Annotated in this window: 24 protein-coding genes and 1 tRNA gene; 13 read left to right on the top strand and 12 right to left on the bottom strand. The window is 71.4% G+C overall.

Annotated features, from left to right (window positions below; translation table 11 throughout):
* Nucleotides 1-168 precede the first annotated feature (168 nt).
* A complete protein-coding gene (locus Pma05_RS23755) occupies nucleotides 169-879 on the top strand; it encodes a class I SAM-dependent methyltransferase (protein WP_203859670.1) in 711 nt (236 codons plus the stop codon).
* Between the two features lie 66 nt (nucleotides 880-945).
* On the opposite strand, the gene Pma05_RS23750 is transcribed toward Pma05_RS23755, so the two are convergent.
* Nucleotides 946-1,488: a YbhB/YbcL family Raf kinase inhibitor-like protein gene (locus tag Pma05_RS23750; protein WP_203859669.1), complete on the bottom strand. Its 543-nt coding sequence runs from the start codon at nucleotides 1,486-1,488 to the stop codon at nucleotides 946-948.
* 59 nt (nucleotides 1,489-1,547) lie between these two features.
* Nucleotides 1,548-1,913, bottom strand: a complete 366-nt coding sequence (locus Pma05_RS23745) for a hypothetical protein (protein WP_203859668.1) — start codon at nucleotides 1,911-1,913, stop codon at nucleotides 1,548-1,550.
* A gap of 512 nt (nucleotides 1,914-2,425) precedes the next feature.
* Between Pma05_RS23745 and Pma05_RS23740 the strand changes: the two genes are divergently transcribed.
* Entirely contained in the window at nucleotides 2,426-2,623 is a 198-nt protein-coding gene (locus Pma05_RS23740; RefSeq protein WP_203859667.1) for a hypothetical protein, read from the top strand.
* A 161-nt stretch (nucleotides 2,624-2,784) separates the two neighbouring features.
* Here the strand turns inward: Pma05_RS23740 and Pma05_RS23735 are convergent.
* Nucleotides 2,785-2,873: transfer RNA gene (locus tag Pma05_RS23735), tRNA-Ser, on the bottom strand.
* Nucleotides 2,874-3,268: 395 nt separating this feature from the next.
* Between Pma05_RS23735 and Pma05_RS23730 the strand changes: the two genes are divergently transcribed.
* Nucleotides 3,269-4,246 (top strand): NAD(P)H-quinone oxidoreductase, encoded by a 978-nt coding sequence (locus Pma05_RS23730; protein ID WP_203859666.1) that lies wholly within the window; start codon nucleotides 3,269-3,271, stop codon nucleotides 4,244-4,246.
* On the opposite strand, the gene soxR is transcribed toward Pma05_RS23730, so the two are convergent.
* Entirely contained in the window at nucleotides 4,229-4,702 is a 474-nt protein-coding gene (gene soxR, locus Pma05_RS23725; RefSeq protein ID WP_239312955.1) for a redox-sensitive transcriptional activator SoxR, read from the bottom strand. The genes Pma05_RS23730 and soxR overlap by 18 nt on opposite strands.
* 94 nt (nucleotides 4,703-4,796) lie before the next feature.
* Here soxR and Pma05_RS23720 point away from each other — a divergent pair, with 94 nt between their 5' ends.
* The 3 genes from Pma05_RS23720 to Pma05_RS23710 all read left to right on the top strand — a co-directional run bounded on the left by Pma05_RS23720 (nucleotide 4,797) and on the right by Pma05_RS23710 (nucleotide 8,377).
* The gene (locus Pma05_RS23720; RefSeq protein WP_203859664.1) at nucleotides 4,797-5,534 is read left to right on the top strand and encodes a thiamine pyrophosphate-binding protein; all 738 of its coding nucleotides are present in this window, start codon (nucleotides 4,797-4,799) and stop codon (nucleotides 5,532-5,534) included.
* Nucleotides 5,535-5,540: 6 nt separating this feature from the next.
* Nucleotides 5,541-6,443 (top strand): transketolase family protein, encoded by a 903-nt coding sequence (locus tag Pma05_RS23715; RefSeq protein WP_203859663.1) that lies wholly within the window; start codon nucleotides 5,541-5,543, stop codon nucleotides 6,441-6,443.
* A 344-nt stretch (nucleotides 6,444-6,787) separates the two neighbouring features.
* Nucleotides 6,788-8,377, top strand: coding sequence for a hypothetical protein (locus tag Pma05_RS23710; protein ID WP_203859662.1), 1,590 nt, complete (start codon nucleotides 6,788-6,790; stop codon nucleotides 8,375-8,377).
* A 38-nt stretch (nucleotides 8,378-8,415) separates the two neighbouring features.
* On the opposite strand, the gene Pma05_RS23705 is transcribed toward Pma05_RS23710, so the two are convergent.
* From Pma05_RS23705 to Pma05_RS23695, 3 genes are all read right to left on the bottom strand, one after another.
* Nucleotides 8,416-9,120 carry a glycosyltransferase family 2 protein gene (locus tag Pma05_RS23705; protein WP_203859661.1) on the bottom strand — a complete coding sequence of 235 codons (705 nt, stop codon included), beginning with the start codon at nucleotides 9,118-9,120 and terminating at the stop codon, nucleotides 8,416-8,418.
* 182 nt (nucleotides 9,121-9,302) lie between these two features.
* Nucleotides 9,303-9,887: a hypothetical protein gene (locus Pma05_RS23700; protein ID WP_239312952.1), complete on the bottom strand. Its 585-nt coding sequence runs from the start codon at nucleotides 9,885-9,887 to the stop codon at nucleotides 9,303-9,305.
* Between the two features lie 59 nt (nucleotides 9,888-9,946).
* Nucleotides 9,947-11,146 carry a thiolase family protein gene (locus Pma05_RS23695; RefSeq protein ID WP_203859660.1) on the bottom strand — a complete coding sequence of 400 codons (1,200 nt, stop codon included), beginning with the start codon at nucleotides 11,144-11,146 and terminating at the stop codon, nucleotides 9,947-9,949.
* Nucleotides 11,147-11,383: 237 nt separating this feature from the next.
* Between Pma05_RS23695 and Pma05_RS23690 the strand changes: the two genes are divergently transcribed.
* On the top strand, nucleotides 11,384-11,842 hold the full coding sequence (locus Pma05_RS23690) for a PH domain-containing protein (protein ID WP_203859659.1): 459 nt from the start codon (nucleotides 11,384-11,386) through the stop codon (nucleotides 11,840-11,842).
* A 171-nt stretch (nucleotides 11,843-12,013) separates the two neighbouring features.
* On the opposite strand, the gene Pma05_RS23685 is transcribed toward Pma05_RS23690, so the two are convergent.
* Both Pma05_RS23685 and Pma05_RS23680 read right to left on the bottom strand, forming a co-directional pair.
* Entirely contained in the window at nucleotides 12,014-12,925 is a 912-nt protein-coding gene (locus Pma05_RS23685) for a rhomboid family intramembrane serine protease (protein WP_203859658.1), read from the bottom strand.
* A 79-nt stretch (nucleotides 12,926-13,004) separates the two neighbouring features.
* Nucleotides 13,005-13,535 carry a peptidylprolyl isomerase gene (locus Pma05_RS23680; protein ID WP_203859657.1) on the bottom strand — a complete coding sequence of 177 codons (531 nt, stop codon included), beginning with the start codon at nucleotides 13,533-13,535 and terminating at the stop codon, nucleotides 13,005-13,007.
* Nucleotides 13,536-13,724: 189 nt separating this feature from the next.
* Between Pma05_RS23680 and Pma05_RS23675 the strand changes: the two genes are divergently transcribed.
* The gene (locus Pma05_RS23675) at nucleotides 13,725-14,414 is read left to right on the top strand and encodes a hypothetical protein (protein ID WP_203859656.1); all 690 of its coding nucleotides are present in this window, start codon (nucleotides 13,725-13,727) and stop codon (nucleotides 14,412-14,414) included.
* A gap of 118 nt (nucleotides 14,415-14,532) precedes the next feature.
* On the opposite strand, the gene corA is transcribed toward Pma05_RS23675, so the two are convergent.
* From corA to Pma05_RS23660, 3 genes are all read right to left on the bottom strand, one after another.
* Nucleotides 14,533-15,585: a magnesium/cobalt transporter CorA gene (gene corA / locus Pma05_RS23670; protein WP_239312949.1), complete on the bottom strand. Its 1,053-nt coding sequence runs from the start codon at nucleotides 15,583-15,585 to the stop codon at nucleotides 14,533-14,535.
* Nucleotides 15,586-16,307: 722 nt separating this feature from the next.
* Nucleotides 16,308-17,402 carry an aminotransferase-like domain-containing protein gene (locus Pma05_RS23665; protein WP_203859654.1) on the bottom strand — a complete coding sequence of 365 codons (1,095 nt, stop codon included), beginning with the start codon at nucleotides 17,400-17,402 and terminating at the stop codon, nucleotides 16,308-16,310.
* A 234-nt stretch (nucleotides 17,403-17,636) separates the two neighbouring features.
* Entirely contained in the window at nucleotides 17,637-18,029 is a 393-nt protein-coding gene (locus Pma05_RS23660; RefSeq protein ID WP_203859653.1) for a CBS domain-containing protein, read from the bottom strand.
* Nucleotides 18,030-18,141: 112 nt separating this feature from the next.
* On the opposite strand from Pma05_RS23660, the gene Pma05_RS23655 reads away from it, so the two are divergent.
* The 5 genes from Pma05_RS23655 to Pma05_RS23635 all read left to right on the top strand — a co-directional run bounded on the left by Pma05_RS23655 (nucleotide 18,142) and on the right by Pma05_RS23635 (nucleotide 22,123).
* Complete coding sequence (locus Pma05_RS23655) at nucleotides 18,142-18,591, top strand: NUDIX domain-containing protein (protein ID WP_203859652.1); 450 nt, start codon at nucleotides 18,142-18,144, stop codon at nucleotides 18,589-18,591.
* Nucleotides 18,588-19,427, top strand: a complete 840-nt coding sequence (locus tag Pma05_RS23650; protein ID WP_203859651.1) for a hypothetical protein — start codon at nucleotides 18,588-18,590, stop codon at nucleotides 19,425-19,427. Before Pma05_RS23655 ends, Pma05_RS23650 begins: the two co-directional genes overlap by 4 nt.
* Nucleotides 19,428-19,633: 206 nt before the next feature.
* Nucleotides 19,634-20,365: a phosphocholine cytidylyltransferase family protein gene (locus tag Pma05_RS23645; protein WP_203859650.1), complete on the top strand. Its 732-nt coding sequence runs from the start codon at nucleotides 19,634-19,636 to the stop codon at nucleotides 20,363-20,365.
* Nucleotides 20,353-21,420, top strand: a complete 1,068-nt coding sequence (locus Pma05_RS23640; protein ID WP_203859649.1) for an iron-containing alcohol dehydrogenase family protein — start codon at nucleotides 20,353-20,355, stop codon at nucleotides 21,418-21,420. The genes Pma05_RS23645 and Pma05_RS23640 overlap by 13 nt, the downstream gene beginning before the upstream one ends.
* Nucleotides 21,395-22,123 (top strand): CDP-alcohol phosphatidyltransferase family protein, encoded by a 729-nt coding sequence (locus Pma05_RS23635; protein ID WP_203859648.1) that lies wholly within the window; start codon nucleotides 21,395-21,397, stop codon nucleotides 22,121-22,123. The genes Pma05_RS23640 and Pma05_RS23635 overlap by 26 nt, the downstream gene beginning before the upstream one ends.
* The last annotated feature ends 28 nt before the right edge of the window (nucleotides 22,124-22,151 follow it).

Raw genomic sequence — 22,151 nt, 5'->3', positions numbered from 1 at the left:
GCGGGCTATGTTCGGGTGGTCTGCAACGAAACGTCCCCGAACTGGTCAGGACCGATGCCTGAAGTAATGAGTTCGGCTCGCACGAGTGCCCCAATTTTCCTACGGTCGTCGTAGATGGTTCACTCTGTCGGTCCGGTGCAGTCGAGTCAGAGCGTGAGGGATCTACGCATGGGAGCAATAACTGGAGATCAGCGTATTCAGGAAGAGGTGCTCGAGGGCCTCGCCACCGCCGTCAACCATCGACGCTGGTTCGTCGAACTGGCCCTGCCCTACCTCGGCGACAACCCGATCGAGATCGGCAGTGGCCTCGGCGACTACGCCATCGAGTGGGCGCCTTTCCTGGAGCGGTTCACCGCGACCGAGGCTGACCCGGACCGGCTGGTGGCACTGAAGGAACGCCTCGCCAGCGAACCGACCATCGAGGTGCGGCAGATGCTGCTGCCCAACACCGAGCAGGGCGACTACAGCGCCGCCGTCTCCTACAACGTGCTCGAACACATCGAGGACCACGTCGGGGCGCTGCGGAGCATGCGCAACCTGGTCCGGCCCGGCGGAGCGATCGTGCTGATCGTGCCGGCCTTCGAGTTCGCGATGAGCCCGGCCGACATCGCCACCGGGCACGTCCGGCGCTACACCAAGAAGACCATGCGGGCCGCGCTCGACGAGGCCGGCCTGGAGATCGAGACGCTGCACTACGCCAACGCGCTGGGCCTGCTCGGCTACTACATGGCGACCAGCGTCTTCCGGCTGATGCCCAAGGAAGGGCCGATGGTCAAGGTGTACGACACCCTCGTACTGCCGGTGACCAAGGCCGCCGAACGGGTGGTCCGGCCGCCGTTCGGCCAGTCCGTCTTCGCGGTCGCCCGAGTGCCCAGCTGAAGCCACCGCGGGCCACGGGCCGGCATCGGCGCCATCTCCCGCCGGATGCCGGCCCCGCCGCCAGCCTCAGCCCTTGACCTGGTACGTCGGCCGGATCACCGCGCGGGCCAGGGTGTGGAAGGTCAGGTTGAACCCGACGTACGCCGGGCTCGCCTCCGGCGTGAGGTCGAGCTTCTCCACGTCGAGGGCGTGCACGGCGAAGACGTACCGGTGCGCGCGGTCCCCGGCCGGCGGCGCCGCACCGCCGTACGTCTGCTCGCCGTAGTCGTTGCGCACGCTGAACGCGCCCGGGGCACCGGCCGACGGCGTCTGCCCGGCTCCCTGGGGCAACTCGGTCACGTCGACGGGTACGTTGACCAGCACCCAGTGCCAGAACCCGCTGGTGGTGGGCGCGTCGGGGTCGTAGCAGGTGACCGTGAAGCTCCTGGTCTCGGCCGGGAAGCCGGTCCAGGCGAGGTGCGGCGAGAGGTCGGCGCCGCCGACGGCCGGGTGGGCGAACTCGGCGGCCATCGGCTCGCCGTTCTGGACGTCGTTACTGGTCAGCGTGAATGCCGGAACGACCGGCAGCACCTCGTACGGGTCGGGTGGAACGGCTCGGTCGAGATTCATCGCGAAGTCCTTTCCGCACAACGGGTCGCTCGGGCCGGAGAATCGGCGCCGTGCCCTTTCTACCCGTTCGACGGGTAACCACCCGCGTGCACCTCGCCGACCTGCTCCGTACGCCGGCCGCCCGCCGCCCCGCACGCCGGCTCGGAGTCGGCGTCCGGCGGCACCGTGCCGGCGGCGATCCGCAGCTCGGCGGCGGTGACGCCGGGCGGCGGTACGGCCGCACGACGGTGGATCTCGACCACCAGCGGGCGGCGTGGCTCCTCGACCCGGGCCAGATAGCCACGTGCCGCGGCCAGCGCCTCGCAGTGCAGGACTCCGCAACTGCGGCAGATCCCCTCGGCGTCCGGAGCGTGGTCGGCGACGATCCGCCGGGCCACCAGGATCAGTCGGTTCCGCACCTGCACCGGGGTGAGCCGCAGCTCCATGGCGCCCTCGCTTCACTCCGTACGCCCACTCGGGCGTGACCGTCGCCAGCGGCCCCGTACCGCCGATTTCCGCAGAAGATGTGCACGGAGAATCACCGTGCGATTACTACGCGTAGAGCGTAGGGGAGCGCACCGCTTGGCCGTCAACAGAGTGTGGGCCATGTCCCAGGTACCGGACCAGACTCCGCGTACCGACAGCCGCTGTATCACATCCGACACATGATCAGGGCGTTATCCACAGGCGCCGTGGTTGTCCACAGTCGGGTTGTCATCAAGGGCACAGCATTCGCGTACCGAGGACACTGTGCACACCGGGAGATGGCGTTGAAGCGGGGGCCAGTTGTCCAGAGATCGTGAAGACGACGAGTTCGAACGCATGTACCTTTTCGAGCAGATCGAGCGGCATCGCGCGCTGATCGCACAGTACGAGCAACACCAGGCTCTCTACCGAACAAGGGTCGAAGACAGCCGATACCAACTCGGTAGACTCGACGAGCGGCTAGGGAGTTGAGATGAGCATCGATCCGCACATCCAGGCGCTCCGCGACCTGTTGGTGGCCGAACACGAGGGCTACATCGCGGAGGTACAGCGCCGGGCCGACGAGGCAGGGGCTCGCGGAGACGAGTGGTACCAGCGCTGGCACCAGGATCATGCGACGCGCCTCCGGGAGATGGCATACCCCTGGGAGAAGGATCAACCCAAATCCTGACGACCGCCGTCCATTGCGCTGCCGACGGAAGTCCGCCGGGATCGCCTGGTGCACGACCACCGCGCCATCGCACTCGACATCCGTTCGACGTCCGAAAGGCGATGCGCCGGTGTTGGCGACGGCCTACCCGCCCGGCACACCGGACACGCACACCTCAGTTGCGGAGGGCGTGGGATTCGAACCCACGAAGAGGATCGCTCCCCTTACCGGTTTTCAAGACCAGCGCCATCGGCCACTAGGCGAGCCCTCCCGGGCCGTGGGTCGTTGGTGGGAACGGCGGTCCACGGCCGTGCCTAGTGTGCCATGACCGGCGGTCGGCCGGGCGAACCCGGGCGGGGACCGCCGATCGGATCGACAGCCGTACCCGCAGGGGCCACGGACCCAATCGACAGACGTGCCCAGCCGTGGACACCTTCGCCCTCGACCATTCGGCTGCCGACCAGCGCCGACCGGCATCGGATCGGCGGGCGTCACCGGGGGACGGGGACCACAGATCGGATCGACAGACCCAGCCGGCATAAAAACCACGGATCGGATCGACGCGGACCCAGCCGGCGTGGGAGCCACAGATCGGATCGACGGACGTAACCGGACCGACCCGGGCCGAGGCTTGGGACGGAAGCGAGATCGGGTAAGACTGGACCAATGAAGGCGATCACGATTCCCGAGCCGGGTGGACCCGACGCGTTGGTCTGGGCCGACGTGCCCGAGCCGACCCCCGGGCCGGACGAGGTGACGCTCGACATCCGGGCGAGTGCGGTCAACCGGGCCGACCTGCTGCAACGCCAGGGACACTATCCGGCTCCGCCGGGGGCTCCTCCATACCCGGGCCTGGAGTGCGCCGGTGTGATCAGCGCGGTCGGTGCCGAGGTGACCGGCTGGCGCGTCGGCGACGCGGCCTGCGCACTGCTCAGCGGCGGCGGCTACGCCGAACGCGTGGCGGTACCGGCCGGGCAGCTTCTGCCGGTACCAGAAGGGGTCGACCTGGTCGACGCGGCGGCCCTGCCCGAGGTCGCCTGCACGGTCTGGTCCAACGTGGTCCAACTGGCCCGGCTCGGGATCGGGGAGACGCTGCTCGTGCACGGCGGCGGCAGCGGCATCGGCACCTTCGCGATCCAGCTCGGCGCGGCCCTCGGTGCCACCGTGCTGACCACCGCCCGGGCCAACAAGCACGACCGGCTCCGCGAGCTGGGCGCCAGCGGAGTCGTCGACTACGCCGAGGAGGACTTCGTCGAGGCGACGAAGCGACTCACCGACGGCCGGGGCGCCGACGTGATCCTGGACATCATGGGCGCGTCCTACCTGGGGCGCAACGTGAAGGCGCTGGCCACCGGCGGTCGAATCGTGGTGATCGGCCTCCAGGGTGGCCGCAAGGGCGAGCTGGACCTGGCCGCGCTGCTGGCCAAGCGGGGCTCGGTGGCCGCGACCGCGCTGCGTTCCCGACCTACCGCCGAGAAGGCCGCGATCGTCCGGGGCGTACGCGAGGAGGTTTGGCCGCTGATCGAGTCGGGCACGATCCGCCCCGTGATCTACCGTCGGCTACCGATGTCGGAGGCGGCCGAGGCGCACCGGATCGTGGACTCCAGCGACCACTTCGGCAAGGTGCTACTCACGGTCGGCTGAGTCGCGTTCACGGGTCGGGGCGGGCAGCATCCGGCGCGGGCCGGGGCCCTCGGCGGCCAGCTCGTCGTCCGGGTTGTAGAGGTTGCATCTGCGCAGCGACAGGCAGCCGCAACCGATGCAGTTGGTCAGGTCGTCACGGAGCCGGGTCATCAGGTCGATCTTCTCGTCCAGCCGGCGACGCCACCTCGCGGAGAGCCGCGCCCAGTCGGCCTTGGTCGGGGTACGCCCGTCCGGCAGCTCGGCGAGTGCCACCCGGATGTCCTCCAGCGACACCCCGAGCTGCTGGGAGATCCGGATGAACGACACCCGGCGCAGCTCGGCCCGGTCGAAGCGCCGCTGGTTGCCCCCGGTACGCCCGGCCCGGATCAACCCCAGCCGCTCGTAGTAGCGCAACGCCGACGTCGCCACGCCGGAGCGGGCGGCCAACTCCCCGATGGTCAGGGACTCCTGTCGCACCTCGACCCCCTCCCCGGGAACTGTCGGACCGGATCGATTGCCGTCCCTGAAAAGGTCTTGAGTTGAAGCGTGCTTCAACTTGCAGGGTAGAGGCATGACGACGACAACCACCGCACCGGGGCGTACCCGCCCGTCCGCACCGCCGGTCCGGCGCTCCGGACTTCCGGCCGAACTCGGGCCGCTGCTACGCCGGCTGACCGGCGACGAGAAACACGCGCCCAGCGCGCACTCGACCCTCGACGTGCTCTGGGTCCTCTACGACCGGATCCTCCGGGTCTCGCCGAGGTCCGCCGACGACCCCGAGCGGGACCGCTTCCTGCTCTCCAAGGGGCACGGCCCGGCCGCCTACTACGCGGTGCTCGCCGCCAAGGGCTTCATCCCGGAGTACTGGCTCGACGACCTGGCCGGCCCGGAGAGCCGGCTCGGCCACCACCCGGACCGGATGCTGGTCCCCGGGGTCGAGATCGGCACCGGCTCGCTCGGCCACGGCCTCGGGCTGGGCGTCGGCACCGCGCTCGGGCTCCGCGCCCAGGGCCTGGACCAACCCCGGGTGTACGTCCTGCTCGGCGACGCCGAACTCGACGAGGGGTCGAACCACGAGGCGATGGCGTACGCCGGCGCGACCGGGCTGGGCACGCTCACCGCGATCGTGATCGACAACCAGTCCGCCAGCCACGGCTGGCCGGGTGGGATCGCCAGCCGGTTCACCGTGCACGGCTGGTCCGCCACCACCGTCGACGGCCGGGACCACGACGCGATCGAGACCGCCCTCACCACCTCCCGACCGGACCGGCCGCACGTGGTCGTCGCGGTCGTCGACCCCAAGGAGTGACCGACCATGCGCGACAGTTTCATCGACACCGCGACCGCGCTGCTGGACGACGATCCGCGTACGGCGGTCGTGCTCGCCGACATCTCGGCGTCGAGTTTCGCGCCCGCCGCCCGGCAGCATCCGGATCGGGTACTCAACGTCGGCATCCGGGAGCAGTTGATGGTCGGGGTGGCCGGCGGGCTCGCCCTGACCGGGCTGCGCCCGATCGTGCACTCGTACGCCACGTTCGCCGTCGACCGGGCGTACGAGCAGCTCAAGCTCGACCTCGACCACCAGGGGGTGGGTGCCGTGGTGGTCAGCGTCGGCGCGTCGTACGACGGGGCGAGCATGGGCCGCACGCACATGTCCCCGGGCGACGTGGCCCTGCTGGACACCCTCACCGACTGGACGGTGCACGTACCCGGGCATCCGGCCGAGGTACCCGGACTGCTCCGGGCCGCCGCCCGGCACGACGACCGGGTCTACCTGCGGCTCTCCACCGAGGTCAACGAGGTACCACTGCCCGGGGCCGGGCGGCTGGCAGTACTCCGTCGGGGCTCGGTCGGCGCGGCCCTGGTGGTGGCGGTCGGCCCGATGCTGCGGCCGGTGCTGGAGGCGGTCGCCGGGCTGGACGTGACGGTGGCGTACACCCACACCCCGCGCCCGTTCGACGTCGCCGGACTGCGGGAACTGGTCGGGCCGGCCACCTCGGCCGGCACCGCTCCGGCGGTGGTGCTGGTCGAGCCGTACCTGGCCGGTACGTCCAGCGCGCTGCTCGGTACGGCACTCGGCGGGGTACCGCACCGGTCGCTCTCGCTCGGGGTGGGCCGCACCGACCTGCGGCGCTACGGCGAACCGGCCGACCACGCCCGGTGGCACGGCCTGGACCCAGCGGGACTCCGCCGCTCGATCAGCGCTTTCCTCGGCTGAACCCGCCGACCCGCTGCCGGGGCCGGCCACCGCCGTGGTCGGCCCCGGCACCGGCGACCGCAGAGTGGCCGGCGTGGTGGGCCGGAGTGGTGGGGGCCGCCTTCGTGGCGGGTGACGCCCTGCTCTAGTCTGCGCCCGTGCAAGGTGTCATCACTTGCCGGAGTCGGAGCCGAGGGGAACGAGGCTGACGTGAACCTTTCCGTGGCTGCGCCGAGGATTTCCGGGGGCGACCGGGACGGGCGACGGGGGGCGAGCACGGTAGTGGAGAGCGGCAGGCTCACGGTTCACGGTCATCACCGCCTGGCAGTCCGGCTTCGCGGGCACCGCCTCGCCTCCCCCCGCTGATGAGCACCTCATCGGCGGTCGAGGGACAACAGCCGGCGGTACGGTCCCGGTGGATGTCGGGCATCGCCTCGTGGACACCCGATCGGCGTAACCACTGGCTGCTCGTCGGCGTCGCGGTGTGCTTCGCCGTCTACGTGCTGGTGGCCGTGGGTCTGCGATATCCGTACACGACGGACGAGGCGATCTATTTCAGCCAACTGAACCCGGAGGTACCCAACTACGGGTGGGCCGCCTGGCGGGCGTGGGGGATGGCGATACTCGCCGGCCCGGTCGCGTTGATCGATGCCCCGTTGACCGGTGCGCGGCTGTACCTCGTGATCCTGTCAAGCGTCGGCCTCTTCCTGGCCTTCCGGCCGTGGTTGGCGGTGTCCCGCCAGCCACTGGCGCCGATCGCCGCCGCGCTGTTCGGCGGCACCTCGGTGGCCGCCTACAACGGTTCGTTGGCCCTGCCGAACTTCTACTCCGCGCTCGCGGCGATCGCCGCGACCGGATACTTCATGGCCTGCCGGCGCGGCGCCGACAACTACCGCCGCTCGCTGATCGGGCTGGCCGCCGCGGTCGCCATCGCGGCCCTGGTACGACCGAGCGACAGCCTGTGGCTCGTCATGCCGCTCTTCCTGGCCTGGCTCGGGCTGGTCGCCTGGCGGCGACGGGCGGTCTTCGGGGCACTCGTGCTGGGTCAGGTGGTGGGTTGGGCACCATGGATCATCGAGTCGATCTTCCGCTTCGGCGGGCCGTTCAACCGGCTGGACCTCTCGTCCGCCTCGCTCGGCGGCACCCACCTCTATCCCGATCTCGGCATGGTTCGCCTGTACGTACGGCTGTGGAACACCGGCAACCCCCGGCCGCTCAGCCTGAACGTGCCGGTGGAGTTCCGTGGCGGCGCGCAGACGCTGGCGACCGTGCAACTGGCGCCGGGCGGTACCCTCGCGGTGATCTGGTGGATTGCCCTGGTCTGCGCGATCGTGGCGGGCGTACTCGGCGCGATAGCCGCTCGCCGCAGCAACGCGGGCGGGATTCCGGTCGTGCTGATGCCCCTGGTCGTCGGGTTGAGCGTCGCCTTCCCCTATCTCTTCATGATGAGGTACGGCCAACTCCGGTTCCTGTTGCCGGCGATCGGGCTGCTCGCGGTGCCTGTCGCGGCGGGCGTGATCCAGGTCGGCATGGTGCGCAGACCCTCGCTGCGCGTCCTCGCCCCCGGCCTGGCCGCGGTGCTCGTGCTCGCGCTCGTCGGCGTCCAGATGGTCGCAACCCGGCCATACCGCACCTCCGTGGCGACGGCGGATGCCGCCTTCTCGGCGCTCATCCGGTTGCTGGGGCAGGCCGACGTGTCGGGGCCGTGCGCGATGGCCGGGGACGGCTCGTTCAACGTGGCGTACCAGGTCGGCTGCGACCACATCGGCAGGATCAACCGTCCTGGTGCCGAGGAACCGGCGCCGGTCGCCGCCGCGCGGGGCCGGGGGGAGACGGTCGTGATCGCGCTGCGGGACGCCCCGCCCGCCGGCACCTTCATGGACAGGTGGCGACTGGTGACGGCCGACATTCCCGGACAGCGGGGATCCTGGTTCGTCTATCTGCCGCCGGTCTAGCGTTCCGGAAAGGGTACGACGGGCGCGGACGGATCTGGTCAGCGCCCGTTCGACACGATCCGGCGCCGGGTGCGTTCCCGACCGAGGATGAGCAGCGCCTCGACGCCGTCCTTCCAGGTGATCTTCTTGCCCTCTTCCCTGCCCCGCGCCCGGTAACTGATCGGCACCTCGTACGGGCGGATGCGCCGGCGCAGCAGCTTGCCGGTCACCTCCGCCTCCATGCCGAAGCCCCGGGAGCGGACGTCGAGCGAGCGGTAGAGCGCGACCGGCATCAGCTTGAAGCAGGTCTCCAGGTCGCCGATATAGGAGTTGAACAGCACGTTCGCGGCGGTGGTGACGGCCTTGTTGCCCATCACATACCAGAAGCTGTAGGCGCTGTGGCTACCGAACGTCCGATTTCCGTAAACCACTGTCGCCCGGCCGTCCAACACCGGCGCCAGCAGCTTGGGGATGTCCTGCGGGTCGTACTCCAGGTCGGCGTCGAGGATGACCATGTATTCGCCCTCGGCACTGGCGACGGCGGTCTTGATCGCCGCGCCCTTGCCGGCGTTGCGCGGATGGGTGATCACCCGAAGGCGCGTATCGTCGGCCCGTCCGAGGATCTCTCCGGTAGCATCACGGCTGCCGTCGTTGACGACGACGAGTTCGATCTCGCACGGGTAGTCAACCGCAAGTGCCTGCTTGAGGGCGTCCGCGATGCGTTCTTCCTCGTTGTAGACCGGCATAAGGATCGAGAGCTTCACGGGGATCTCCACGGCGCCGACGACGAATCGGGCCTAGCCTAGCCTGACCACCGGCCTCCGCCATGCCCGGCATCCGTACCGTTTCTCGGAGCACCCCCGGTCGGCGAGGGCTGGTAAGGGCCCGGGTGCCGCCGCCGGCGACGTTCGGATCCGCCGGCTCGACCGGGCTCCTGACCGGTGGGTCAGACCGCCACGACGGGGCTGAGCCGGGGCGCGCGGGCCGGGGCGGTCAGTCGGGCCGGCGGGGTCGCCGCCGTCGCCGGGACCGGGCGCGGGCCGGGCCGGGTGCCGAGCACGGCCGGGCGGTCGACCGGCGCGGCGGGGTCCGCCACCCGGGACCGGGCCGCCATCTTCGGCCGGAATACCTGGCTGAACAGGGCGTCGAGCTGCCACATCTGGCTGGGCCGGTCGGCCCGGATCAGAAACCGCTCGCGTACGCCGTCGACGGCGGTCGCCGCCAGCTCGACCATCGAGACCCGGGGGTCGGGGTTCCACGTGACGTTGTTGAGGTGCCGCAGCTCGGTGTTGAGGTGCAGCCGCAGCCGGTGCAGCAGCCGGGTCTGCTCGGTGACCACCAGACGACGGGTGGTGAGCAGCAGCAGGCAGCCGTGCGCGGGCTGTTCCGGGCGGGTGCACCGGGTCACCAGGACCGTGACGTCGCCGGCCGGTACGCAGTTGCGCAGGACCGGCAGGTGCCGGCTCACGGTCGGGCTGGCCACCCCGGTCTCGGCGGCGGCCGGCAGGAACGTTCGACAGAACACATCCACGCCTTCTCCAACGAGATCCGGCCGGGGATGACGCGGCCGAGGCATGGACGAGAATGAAATTATAGAAGTTCCACGATGGTTGCGTTGGCCATCCCGCCGCCCTCGCACATGGTCTGGAGGCCGTACCGAACGCCGTGGTCGCGCATGTGGTGCAGCATCGTGGTCATGATCCGGGCACCGGAGCCGCCGAGCGGATGGCCGAGGGCGATCGCGCCGCCCCGGGGGTTGAGCCGGGTCGGGTCCGCCTCGGTCTCGGCCAGCCAGGCGAGCGGCACCGGGGCGAACGCCTCGTTCACCTCGTACACCCCGATCTCCTCGATGCCGAGCCCGGCCCGGCGCAGCGCCTTCGCGGTGGCCGGGATGGGTGCGGTGAGCATCAGCACCGGATCGTCGGCGGTGACCACGGCGGTGTGGATCCGGGCCAGCGGTCGCAGGCCGTGCCGCCGGGCCCACTCGGAGGTGGTCACGGCGAGCGCGGCGGCACCGTCCGAGATCTGCGAGGCGGAGCCGGCGGTCACCACCCCGTCGGCACGGAACGGTGTCTTCAGCTCGGCCAGCCGCTCCAGGCTGGTGTCCCGGCGGATTCCCTCGTCGGCGACGACCTTGGCCCCGTCCGGCACCACCACCGGGACGATCTCCGACTCGAAGGCACCGGCGTCCTGGGCGGCGGCAGCCTTCTCGTGACTGGCCAGCGCGTACTCGTCGAGCTGCCGCCGGGTCAGCCCCCACCGGGTGGCGATCAACTCCGCGCCGACGCCCTGGTTGAACGGCACCGGATCGTCGGCGGCGAAGCCGGGCGTACCCCGGTAGCGGTCCCGGACCTGGTCGCCGTAGGGCAGGCCGGTGCCGGCCGAACCGCCGGCCGGCGGTGGCGCGATGCTGCTGCCCATCGGCACCCGGGTCATCGACTCCACGCCACCGGCGACCACCAGGTCGGCCTGGCCGGAGGCGACCGCCGCCGCCGCGAAGTGCAGCGCCTGCTGGCTCGACCCGCACTGCCGGTCGAGCGTGGTGCCGGGCACCGACTCGGGCCAGCCGGCGCCGAGTACGGCGTTCCGGGCGACGTTCCACGCCTGCTCGCCGACCTGGGACACGCAGCCCCAGATCACGTCGTCCACCTCGGCCGGGTCCAGCCCGGCGCGTTCGGCGAGCGCCGTGAGCACCCGCGCCGACAGGTCGACCGGATGCACGGCGCCGAGTCCTCCGCCGCGCCGCCCGACCGGGGTCCGTACCGCACCGATGATGACCGCGTCCGCCATGTCTACTCCCCAGTAACTTGGCTACCCCGATACTACGTCGCCGGCGGACGGTGTCCGGAAGAGGTCCCGCCGCACCGGTTCGGCCTGCCCCGCTTGTGCGCCCACCCCGCGCGGGCCGGAACAGGACGGCGGCCCTGAACCGCGCCTCGGACAATCGCCCCGGACGCCCCGGACGCCCGGACGCCCCGGACGGCGGCACGCGGCGGCAGCACGCGACGGCGGTGGCATCCTGGAGCCGTGCAATCCGAACCGGACACTTCCCCTCGGCGCTGGCGGGTCGAGACCGCGCTGCCGGTGTGCAAGCTCGGCGCCGCGGTCCTCTTCGCCGCGCTCGGCGCAGTCTTCGCCGACGGCGACCCGGTACGCCTCGGCGCCGGCCTGCTGGTCGGAGCCGTCCTGCTCGGCTGGGGCGTACGGGACCTGGTGGCGCCGGTCCGGCTCGCCGTGGACCCCGAGGGGGTCACCGTGATCCGGGGCTTCGCCGGACGGCGGCACATCCCGTGGTCGGAGATCGAACGGATCACCGTGGACACCCGGCCCCGGCTCGGGCTGGCCACCGAGACGCTGGAGATCGACCGGGGCACCTCACTGCACCTGTTCAGCCGGTACGACCTCGGGGTCGCGCCGCGCGAGGTGGCCGAGGTGCTGCACGCCGTACGCGCGGCCGGCCCGACCGGCGGCGGCCCGGCGCACTGAACCGCCGGGCCGCAGCTCGCCTACGCATCCCGCTCCCCTCCCGAAACCTCCTGAGTCGGTCGTCGCCGGGCCACCGGAGCCGGAGGGGCCGCCCGTCGCGGCCGGTGGCCACGGCCGTGCACCCGGCGTCGGGGGTTCGGGTCGAAGTCCGGGGCCTGCCCCGCCCCGGGTTCAGGCGAGCAGGGCGGCGGACTGCATCAGGGTCAGCCCGGTCAGCACCAGGCCGATCACGGCACCGCCGCCGACCTGGAAGAGCGTGCGGCGGGACCGGGGTGCGTAGGCCAGTACCAGCGCCATCGCCGCCCCGGCGGTCAACCCGCCCAGGTGACCGGCGATGGAGATCCCGGGTACGGCGAAGGTGAAGACCAGGTTGACCACGAGGATCGGGATCACCGACGAGGTGTCCCGACCCAGCCGACGCATGATCACGAAGAGCGCGGCGAAGAGCCCGAAGATCGCGGTCGACGCGCCGACCGTCCTGGCCTGCGGCGCGCTGAACAGGTACGCCGCGACGTTGCCGCCGACCCCGGCGACCAGGTAGAGCGCCAGGAACCGCAGCGGACCGAGGGTCGCCTCCAGGGACCGGCCCAGCACCCAGAGCGCCCACATGTTCATCAACAGGTGCAGCAGTCCGTAGTGCAGGAACATCGCGGTGAAGAGCCGGTAGTATTCACCGGCCGCGATGCCCTCCTCGACGCCGAACGGGGGGACCCGGTCCAGGCCGAGCACGGCGCCCCAGTCGGTCAGCGGGGTCGCCCCGCCGAGCAGCCCGCCGAAGCCGGCCCCGGCCACCGCCTCGCCGCCCCGAGCGGTGTAGATGGAGAGCAGGATCAACGCGACGTTGATCGCGATCAGCGCCCTGGTGACGTAGCCCCGGCGGCCGGCGGCACCGCCACCGAAGGCGGTACGCGCCGGCCGCTGCCCGCGCCGGCCCTCCGCCACGCACTCCGGGCACTGGTGCCCGACCGAAGCCTCCCGCATGCAGTCCGGGCAGATCGGCCGGTCGCACCGGGTGCACCGGACGTAGGTCTCCCGGGACGGGTGGCGGTAGCAGACCGGTGTGGTCGGCGGAGACTCGCTCATGCCGCTCCTCCGCCGCGCCCGTTCATCCCCGACCTCCGCCCGCTACGACTCATGCAGGCAAAGGTACCCGGGATCGACGTCAGCCGTCCTTACGCTCGATCTCGACGCGCTCGATGACCACATCCTGGAGCGGCCGGTCCTGCGCGCCGGTCGGGGTGTTGGCGATCGAGTCGACGACCTTCGCCGACTCCTCGTCCGCGACCTGGCCGAAGATGGTGTGCCGGTTGTTCAGGTGCGGCGTCGGCCCGACGGTGATGAAGAACTGCGACCCGTTGGTGCCCGGGCCGGCGTTCGCCATCGCGAGCAGGTAGGGCCGGTCGAACCGCAGGTCCGGGTGGAACTCGTCGGCGAAGTTGTAGCCCGGGCCACCCCGGCCGGTACCGGTCGGGTCACCCATCTGGACCATGAATCCGCTGATCACCCGGTGCGAGATGGTGCCGTCGTAGTACGGCCCGCTGCCCGGCTGGCCGGTGCGCGGGTCGGTGTACTGCCGGGTCCCCTCGGCGAGTTCCACGAAGTTCCGGACGGTCTTCGGGGCGTGGTTCGGAAACAGCTCCAGCCGGATCGGACCGGCGTTGGTGTGCAGGGTTGCGTAGGCGGCCTCGGCCACGGGTACTCCTCGATCGACATGCCGTCGGCCGCGAGGTGCCGGCCGGCGGGGCGGTCCGCCGGCCAGGAGGCGCAGGCCGGCGCTGGTAGGTGCTTCTATGCGGATCCTCCCATGTGCCCGTTCTGCCAGTGCGGGCGCATCCGAGGGTGCAGGATGACGAGGGAACAACACCCAAGGAGGTGGGGACCGGTGTTTGGATTCGGGGGGCGCAGATCCCGCAGGAAGCTCGTCAAGGCCGAACTGGGCGAGAGCTTCGATCACCTGATGCGCGCGGCCACCCACGCGGCGTCCGGGGTCGGGGCAACGGTGGGGCCGCGGGCGTACGCCGCCCGGGCCTATCTCGCGCCGACCGCGACCATGGTGCGGGCGACGGCGTCGGACGGCTGGGAGTCGGCGATGACCAGGTTCGCGCCGTTGGCCACGGCCGCCACGGACGGCGCCCGCCAGGCCGGCTCGGTCGCCCGCAAGGCGAGGTCGAAGAAGATGAGAGCGATGCGGAAGAAGAACTCGATGAGGCGTCGACGCTGGCCGGTCCTGACCGGGCTGTTGGTCGCGGGAGCGGTGGCCGGCGCGATGGGCGCGGTCGCGATGCGGCGGCGCGGGCAGCGCCCGTGGGACGAGTACGACCCGGCGGCCACGCTGGACGCGGTACGCGACGACGCCGCCACGATCATGGGCAGCTCGGCGGTGGGTACGACCCGGGAAGCCACCGGGCCCAAGTCCACGCCGACGGAGAAGGCGAAGGACCGTACGGCGACGGCCGGCGAGAAGATCTCGACCGGACCGATCACCGAGGGGGCCAAGAAGACGGCGACGAAGAGCGCCGACAAGTCCGACGGGCTGCTCGGTACGGCCGCGTCGCGCAACAGCGGCAACTGAGCGCTCCGGCGACACGGGCGGGTACCAGTCCGGCGGCTGGTGGCGTCCGGGGACGGTCACGGCGGCGTGGGGCCGGGAATGCCCCACGCCGCGACCGTCCCCGCCGCCGGCGGCCCGATCAGAGCCAGCGGTTGCGGCGGAACCAGCGGTAGAGGCCGAGGGAGATCACCAGCATCAGCGCGAGTACGACCGGATAGCCGTACTTCCAGCCGGTCTCCGGCATGAAGTCGAAGTTCATCCCGTAGATGCCGGCGATCGCGGTCCAGACCGCGGCGATGGCGGCCCAGGCGGCGATCTTGCGCATGTCGTTGTTCTGGTCGACCGTCACCTGGGCCAGCCGGGCCTGGAGGATCGAGTTGAGCAGGTCGTCGTAGGAGTTGACCTGCTCGACGGTGCGGGTCAGGTGGTCCTGCACGTCCCGGAAGTATCGCCGGATCTCCTTCGGCACCTCCCGGTTGACCTGCGCGGTCAGCATCATCATCGGGCGTTGCAGCGGAACGACCGCCCGCTTGAACTCGACGAGTTCCCGCTTCATCTGGTAGATCTGCTGGATCCGGCCGTGCGCCTGCCGGGCGAAGACCTCGCCCTCCAGCACGTCCAGGTCGTCGCCGACCCGGTCGGTCACCTCCAGGTAGATGTCCACCACCCGGTCCATCACCGCGTACGCCACCGCCCACGGTCCCTGGCGGAGGATCTCCTGCCGGGCCTCCAGGTCGGAACGGACCGGCGCCAGCCGGCAGGCGTCACCGTGCCGGACGGTGAGCACGAAGTTCGGCCCGATGAAGAGCATCACCTGGCCGGTCTCGATCACCTCGGAGTTCTCGGTCAGCTCGCCGTGCCGGACATACCGCACGGTACGCAGTGCCAGGAAGCTGACCTCGCCGAAGTGCTCCAGCTTGGGGCGCTGCTCCGCCTTGACGGCGTCCTCGACGGCCAGCTCGTGCAGCCCGTACGCCGCCGCGATGCCGGCCATCTCCGTATGGCTCGGCTCGTGCACGCCCAGCCATACGAAGGCACCGGGCCGCTGCCGTGCGGCGTCCAGCGCCTCGGCGTAGCCGAGCTGCCCCGGCTGCCGTACGCCGTCGACGTAGAGCCCGCAGTCGACCACACCCAGCCCGTGCGGCCGGGAGTTCTCCGGGGTCCGCTGCTGGCCGACCTCGGTGTTCAGCATCCGGGTCACCGCCGCCCGGACCGGTGCCGTCCAGGCCCGGGGTCTCGGCCGGCTGTTCCCACTGACCACTGAACCTTTTTCAACCTCCCCTTGCGGTTCGTCGGACCGCAAGGTCGGACGCGGTGCGTGAGCGGCGCGCGGTTCAGGTTGAAAAAGGTTCACTCGATCGGAATCGGTGTGATCCGGCATCGCCACCGCCCCCTTTCGGCCCGTTCGGGTGCGGGTTGCAGCGTACGCCGCCGGCGCTCGGCGCCGGACATGTCGCGGATCACCCCTGGTGGCGCCCTCGGCGGCGAGCCTCGGCTCGGCGGTGCCGCCCCAGAAAAGTGGTGCCGGGTGGACCGTCCACGTCGGGGGGAAAGGTGCGGACGGCCCACCCGGCACCGTGGGGGCGGGGGTTCTGTTCCGGGCGCGCCAGCCGCAGCCGGAAGCCCGCCGTCCCGTGGCGGGACGAGCGGCCTCGACGCGAGTGGCGCTCGCAGCATTGTGGGCCGGCTACCGGCACGTAGGAAGCCCTGAATTCGCCGACGGCCACTATTGTCAGAAATCTGACAGAAGATTCCCAACGAAACGCCCGGTCAGCTAAATGGTCGCCCGTCGGCCCGAACCCGACACCTCGGCACGTCCGGACCCGAAAGCCGGGGCACACCGACCGGGCTCCCGCATCCGCCCCGGCGGCGTACCCCGGCATCGCGTCGCGCCGGTCAGTCGGAGAACACCGGCTAGTCGCGTACCGCCCGTACCGCGTCGGCGAGCCGGCGGACCCCCTCGTCGATCTGCTCGACGGTCACCCCGGAGTACGCCAGCCGGAGCGCGTGCTGGCCCCCCTCGACCAGGAAGTCGCTGCCCTTGACCACCGTGACGCCCCGCTCGACCGCGGCCGGCACCAGCCGGTCCACGTGCACGTTCTGCGGCAGCTCGATCCAGAGGAAGTAGCCGCCGTTCGGCTCGGTGAACCGGACGTCCGGGATGTGCTCCCGCAGCGACGCCGCCAGCGTGGCGGCCCGCTCGCCGAGGGCGGCGCTGACGGTCCGGATCGACCGGTCCAGGTCGCCGTTGACGCAGAACTGGTGCACGATCGCCTGCGCCACCAGGCCAGGCGAGATGTAGAGGTTGGTCGCCTCCTTGGCGATCTCGGCGATCAGCGGGGCCGGACCGACCAGGTAGCCGACCCGGACCCCCGGGCAGACCGTCTTGGTGAAGCTGGAGGCGTGTACCACGCTGCCCTGCCGGTCGAGCGAGAGCATCGAGGGCAGCGGTTCGCCCCGGAACCGGATGTCCGCGTACGGGTCGTCCTCGAAGATCGTGAAGTCGTACTCGACGGCGAGGTCGAGCAGGGCCTGCCGCTTCTCCAGCGACAGGGTCACCCCGGCCGGGTTCTGGAAGTTGGGGATGATGTGCGCCAGCTTCGGGCGTACTCCGGACTCGAGCAGTTTGCCCAGCTCGTCGGTGTCGACCCCGTCCGGCTGGATGGTGACCGGGTGCAGCTCACCGCCCTGGCGTTGCAGGTTGAGCAGGGTCCGGTCGTAGGTCGGCCGCTCCACCACGACCGAGTCGCCGGGGCGTACCAGGTGCTGGAACAGGAACGCGTCGGCCTGGAGCGATCCGTTGGTGACGAGGACCTGGTCGACGTCGACGCCGTGCTTGTCCGCGATCCACTTCCGCAGGGGCGGGTATCCGACGGATGTCCCGTACCCGGTGATGCCGGCCGGGTCGGCGTCGAAGGCGCGTCCGGCCGCGGCCTTCAGCCCCTCGATGTCGACGATGTCCAGCGACGGCGCCCCACGGGCGAAGGAGATCAGCTGCTCGGCAGTCATGACTACCCAGCGTACGGGCGCCGCCAGCGTCCCGGGCGGAGGCACGACAATGTCCGTATCTTGGGCGGCCGGAACCGCCCGGCGGGCGATTCGCCCCGGCTGGTGGTGGTCCGGCGCCCGATCGACGGGACGGCCGGGCGCCAGCGGTCACGCCGGTCGGACCCCCGGTATTCCGTTGGGTCAGGCCGGTGAGGTCGGTGAGACCGGTCAGATCGGTCAGGTCGGCCAGGCCGGTCAGGTCGAGGCGACCACCGGGACGCCGACCCAGACCCGGACGATGTCCCGGACCGAGATCATCCCGACCACCTCGCCGTCGTCCAGCACCACCAGGTGCCGGAAGCCGCCCCGGGACATCGCCTCGGCCGCCTCCTGCACGGTCCAGTCCGGTCCGGCGTAGACCACGTCCCAGGTCAGGTGCCCGGCGGTCGGTTCGACGTCGACGTCGAGGCCGGCGCCGACGGCCTTGAGTACGTCACGCTCGGTCATGATGCCGACGCCCTGGGAGTCGGGGTCGACAACGACCGCGGAGCCGACGCCCCGCTCGGCCATCATCCCGGCGGCCTGCCGGAGGGTGTGCGCAGGGCCGACCACCAGGACATTGCCGGACATCGCTTCACTTACCCGCATCACTCATCACATCCTTGGGACGGGGACACCGGTTAGGGACAGACTGGACGTTCACCCGGGGAACCACAAGCGGCGGTGTGGCCGGCGGGACCGGGGTGGCTAGTCTCGACGCGTGTCCACAGAGCCCCTACGCTGCGCCGGAGCCCTGGTCGTCGACGACGAGGGCCGGATCTTCATCCAGCGACGGTCCCCTCACCGTAAGCTCTTTCCCAACACCTGGGACATCGTCGGCGGTCACCTCGAACCGGGCGAGACCGTCGAGGAGGCGCTGTTCCGCGAGGTCACCGAGGAGACCGGCTGGACCGTCTCGCTGGTGCTGGGCACCGTCGGCGAATACCGCTACACCGCCGACGACGGCATCGAACGGATCGAGACCGAGTTCCTGGTCCGGGTCGACGGCGACCTCGCCCGGCCCCGGCTGGAGGCGGGCAAGCACACCGAGTTCCGGTGGCTCGCCGAGGACGAGATCGCGCTGCTCGACGAGCACCGGGACGTCAACGACGGGCTGATCCGGCGGATCGCGGAGGACGGCTTCCGCGCCCTGCACCTGATCGGCCTGTGAACGACCTGGTCCCGCTCGCCCCGCACCAGGCCGCCGCGCTGGTCTGGCCGGCCGTCGACCGGGTCTTCCGCGCCGTGATGGCGACCGCCCGGGTCCGGGGCGGCGCCGAGCTGGTCCAGGGGTACGGCGGTCCGGCCGCGACCGGCTTCCTGATCGACTTCCGTACCAGGCTGGGGGCGCCCGGCGGCACCATCGACAGCACCGGGCTGGCCGCCCTGCTCCGCTACGGCGACCTGACCGAGTGCCAGCGGGTGCTGGACAAGCAGGTCGCGCACGGGATGCTGTACCGGCGGCCGGACGGCGGCATCCTGGCCACCGAGCGCGGCCGGGCCTTCCTGGCCGAGGTCGCCGGGCTGCACGCCGAGGTGACCGGCGAACTCTGGGCGGCACACCCCGAACGGGTACGCCGGCTCGTCGGCACCCTCGGCCGGCTGCTCTCGGCCGCGCTGGACGAACTGCGTCCCGCCGAAGCCCCGGTCCCGGGCACCCGGCTCGGTCACCTGCCACCCGCGCCGGTCGACTGCGGCCCGGTCGAGGGGCCGACCGACGGGCGGGCGTTCGAGGCGGTGGCGCCGCCGTACGAGCCGGACGGCACCCCGCCGGGCGTACTGCTGCTCAACCGGCTCGGCACCCTCCGCTACCACCGGGCCGACGCGCACGCCGCCGCCTGGCAGGCCGCCGGGCACACCGCCCGGAGCATCGTCGCACTCGTGCCGGGGCCGGAACGGCTCGCCATCGAGCTGGAGACGGATCGCCGGGCAGCCGGCCCGTACGCGGTGCTGACCCCGCCGGAGCGGCTGTGCCTGCTCGCCGACCTGGCCGCACTGCCCGGCTGAGCCCCCGACCGCCCCGACCCGGGGACAGGGCTGCCGCCTCCTCGCCGGTCCGCCCCTGTTCCGTTACCTGTCTCGACGGGTGGTTTCCGCCCGTTCACCCTGCGTTCCATCGACAGGGGTTGGCTGGCTGTTTGCCGGGAATTCGTACTCCCGACACACGGCGCTATCCTCCCTGCGTTGGACGTGTCGCGAGAAAGGGACCCGGGATGATCGGTGTGGTACTGGCCGCGGGAGCGGGTCGCCGGCTGCGGCCGTACACGGACACCCTGCCCAAGGCGCTCATTCCGGTCGACGGCGAGACCACGATCCTCGACATCGCGCTGCGCAACCTGGCCGAGGTGGGGCTGACCGACGTGACCGTGGTGGTCGGGTACGCGGCCGAGGCGGTCGAGGCCCGGCAGGCCGCCCTCCAGGACCGGTACGGGGTGAAGCTGAGCCTGGTGCACAACGAGAGGGCCGAGGAGTGGAACAACGCGTACTCGCTCTGGCTGGCCCGGGAGCACTTCGGCCAGGGCGCACTGCTGGTCAACGGCGACACCGTGCACCCGGTTGACGTGGAGAAGACCCTGCTCGCCCGGCGTGGCCCCGGCATCCTGCTCGCGGTCGACACCGTGAAGAAGCTCGCCGACGAGGAGATGAAGACCGTCTTCGACGACTCCGGCCAGCTCGTCCGGATCAGCAAGCTGCTGGACCCGGCGCAGGCGTACGGGGAGTACATCGGGGCGACCGTGATCGAGTCCCCGGTCGCCGGTGAGCTGGCGGACGCGCTGGAGGCGACCTGGCGGCGCGACCCCCACCTCTACTACGAGGACGGCTACCAGGAGTTCGCCCAGCGCGGCGGCGAGGTGCGGGCGGCACCCATCGGCGACCTGCCCTGGGTCGAGGTCGACAACCACGAGGACCTGACCCGAGCCCGGGAGATCGCATGCCGCTACTAGCCCGTACCGTCAACACCCCGCTGGTGATCGACGTGCGCCGCGGCGCGGTCGCGGACCTCGGCACGCTGCTCGCCGACCGGCGGATCTCGGGCGGCGGCGAGGTGGCGGTGGTGGTCGGCCCCGGGCAGGGCGAGCGGATCGCGGAGCTGTGCCGGCCGGGCCTCGGCAACGCCGACGTCTTCACCGTGGCCGGCGGCACCCTGGACGCGGCCCAGGAACTCGGCGAGAACCTGCACCGCCGCTCCTACGACGCGGTGGTCGGGATCGGCGGCGGCAAGACCATCGACACCGCCAAGTGGGCCGCCTCGCGCTACGGAATCCCGATGGTGACCGTGGCGACCAGCCTGGCGCACGACGGGATCGCCTCGCCGACCGCCTCGCTCGACCACGACGGCGGCAAGGGCTCCTACGGGGTGCACATCCCGATCGCCATCGTGGTCGACCTGGATTTCGTGGAGAACGGCCCGGACCGGCAGACCCAGGCCGGGATCGGGGACGCGCTGAGCAACCTGAGCGCGGTCGCCGACTGGGAGCTGGCCCATCGGGTACGCGCCGAGCCGATCGACGGGCTCGCCGTCACGCTGGCCCGCTCCGGGGCCGAGGCACTGCTCAACCACCCCGGGAAGATCACCGACGACGCGTTCCTGACCACCCTGGCCGAGGCGCTGATCCTGGGCGGGATCGCCTCCTCGATCTGCGGCTCGACCCGGCCGGTCAGCGGCGGCTGCCACGAGATCTCGCACGCGCTCGACCGGCTCAACCCGGGCGCCGCGTCACACGGCGAGCAGGTCGGGCTCGGCGCACTCTTCTGTACGTTCCTCCGCGGCGACCTGGAGCGGTTCGGCCAGCTCGCCTCCTGCCTGCACCGGCACGGGCTGCCCACCACCCCGGCCGAGCTGGGGCTGACCGACGAGGAGTTCGTGGCGGCCGTCCACTATGCCCCGAGCACCCGGCCGGACCGATACACCATTCTGGAACATCTCGACCTGCCTCCTGCCGCGATTGGTGAACGGCTGGCAAACTACGTCGATGCACTCCGTGAACATCTCGGCTGACCTGGTGTCCCCACCCACCGCCGCCGACTTCTACCGGGTCAACCGGGGCGGTGGCCTGTTCAGCGAGGCGATCAGCCAGCGGATCGGTGCCGCGCTGGCCCTGGCCGCGCACCGGATGGGGCTGCCGCCGACCGCGCTGACCATGGGCAACCTGGTACTCGGGCTGGCCGTCTCGGTGACCGTGGTGACCCTGGCCGGGCCGGTCGCCGCCGGGGACGTACCGGCGTGGGTGGTGGGGCTGGCCGCGCTGCTCGGCTGGCAGTTGGCGTACGCCCTGGACTGCGCGGACGGTCAGCTCGCCCGGGTCACCGGCCAGGGCAGCCCGGCCGGCGCCCGGGTGGACGTGCTCTGTGACGTGGCGGCCCAGATCGCCCTGGTCACCGCGCTGTCGGCGATGGCGGTGGCGCAGCGGCCGTCGGCACCGATCTGGCTGGTCGCGGCGTTCGCCGGCACCTGGATGGTCAACCTGGTGACCTCGGTGATGGCGGCCGGCCCGAACGCGGCCAGCATGGTCAGCTCGACCTCGCTGCCGGTACGCCTGGTGAAGCTGATCCGGGACTACGGCGCGGTGATCTTCGTGGCCGGGCTGGTGCTGACCGTCGTACCGGAGTGGACCACCTGGCTGATCGCCGCGTTCACGGTGGTCAACGGCGGATTCCTGCTGGCCAGCATCGCCTTCTCGGCCCGCGCCTCGCTCCGCTGACCCCCGCCGCTGTCCTCCGTCCGCCGGG

This window comes from Plantactinospora mayteni, assembly GCF_016862935.1.
GTDB lineage: Bacteria > Actinomycetota > Actinomycetes > Mycobacteriales > Micromonosporaceae > Plantactinospora > Plantactinospora mayteni.
This window is presented reverse-complemented; position numbering and strand designations above follow the sequence as displayed.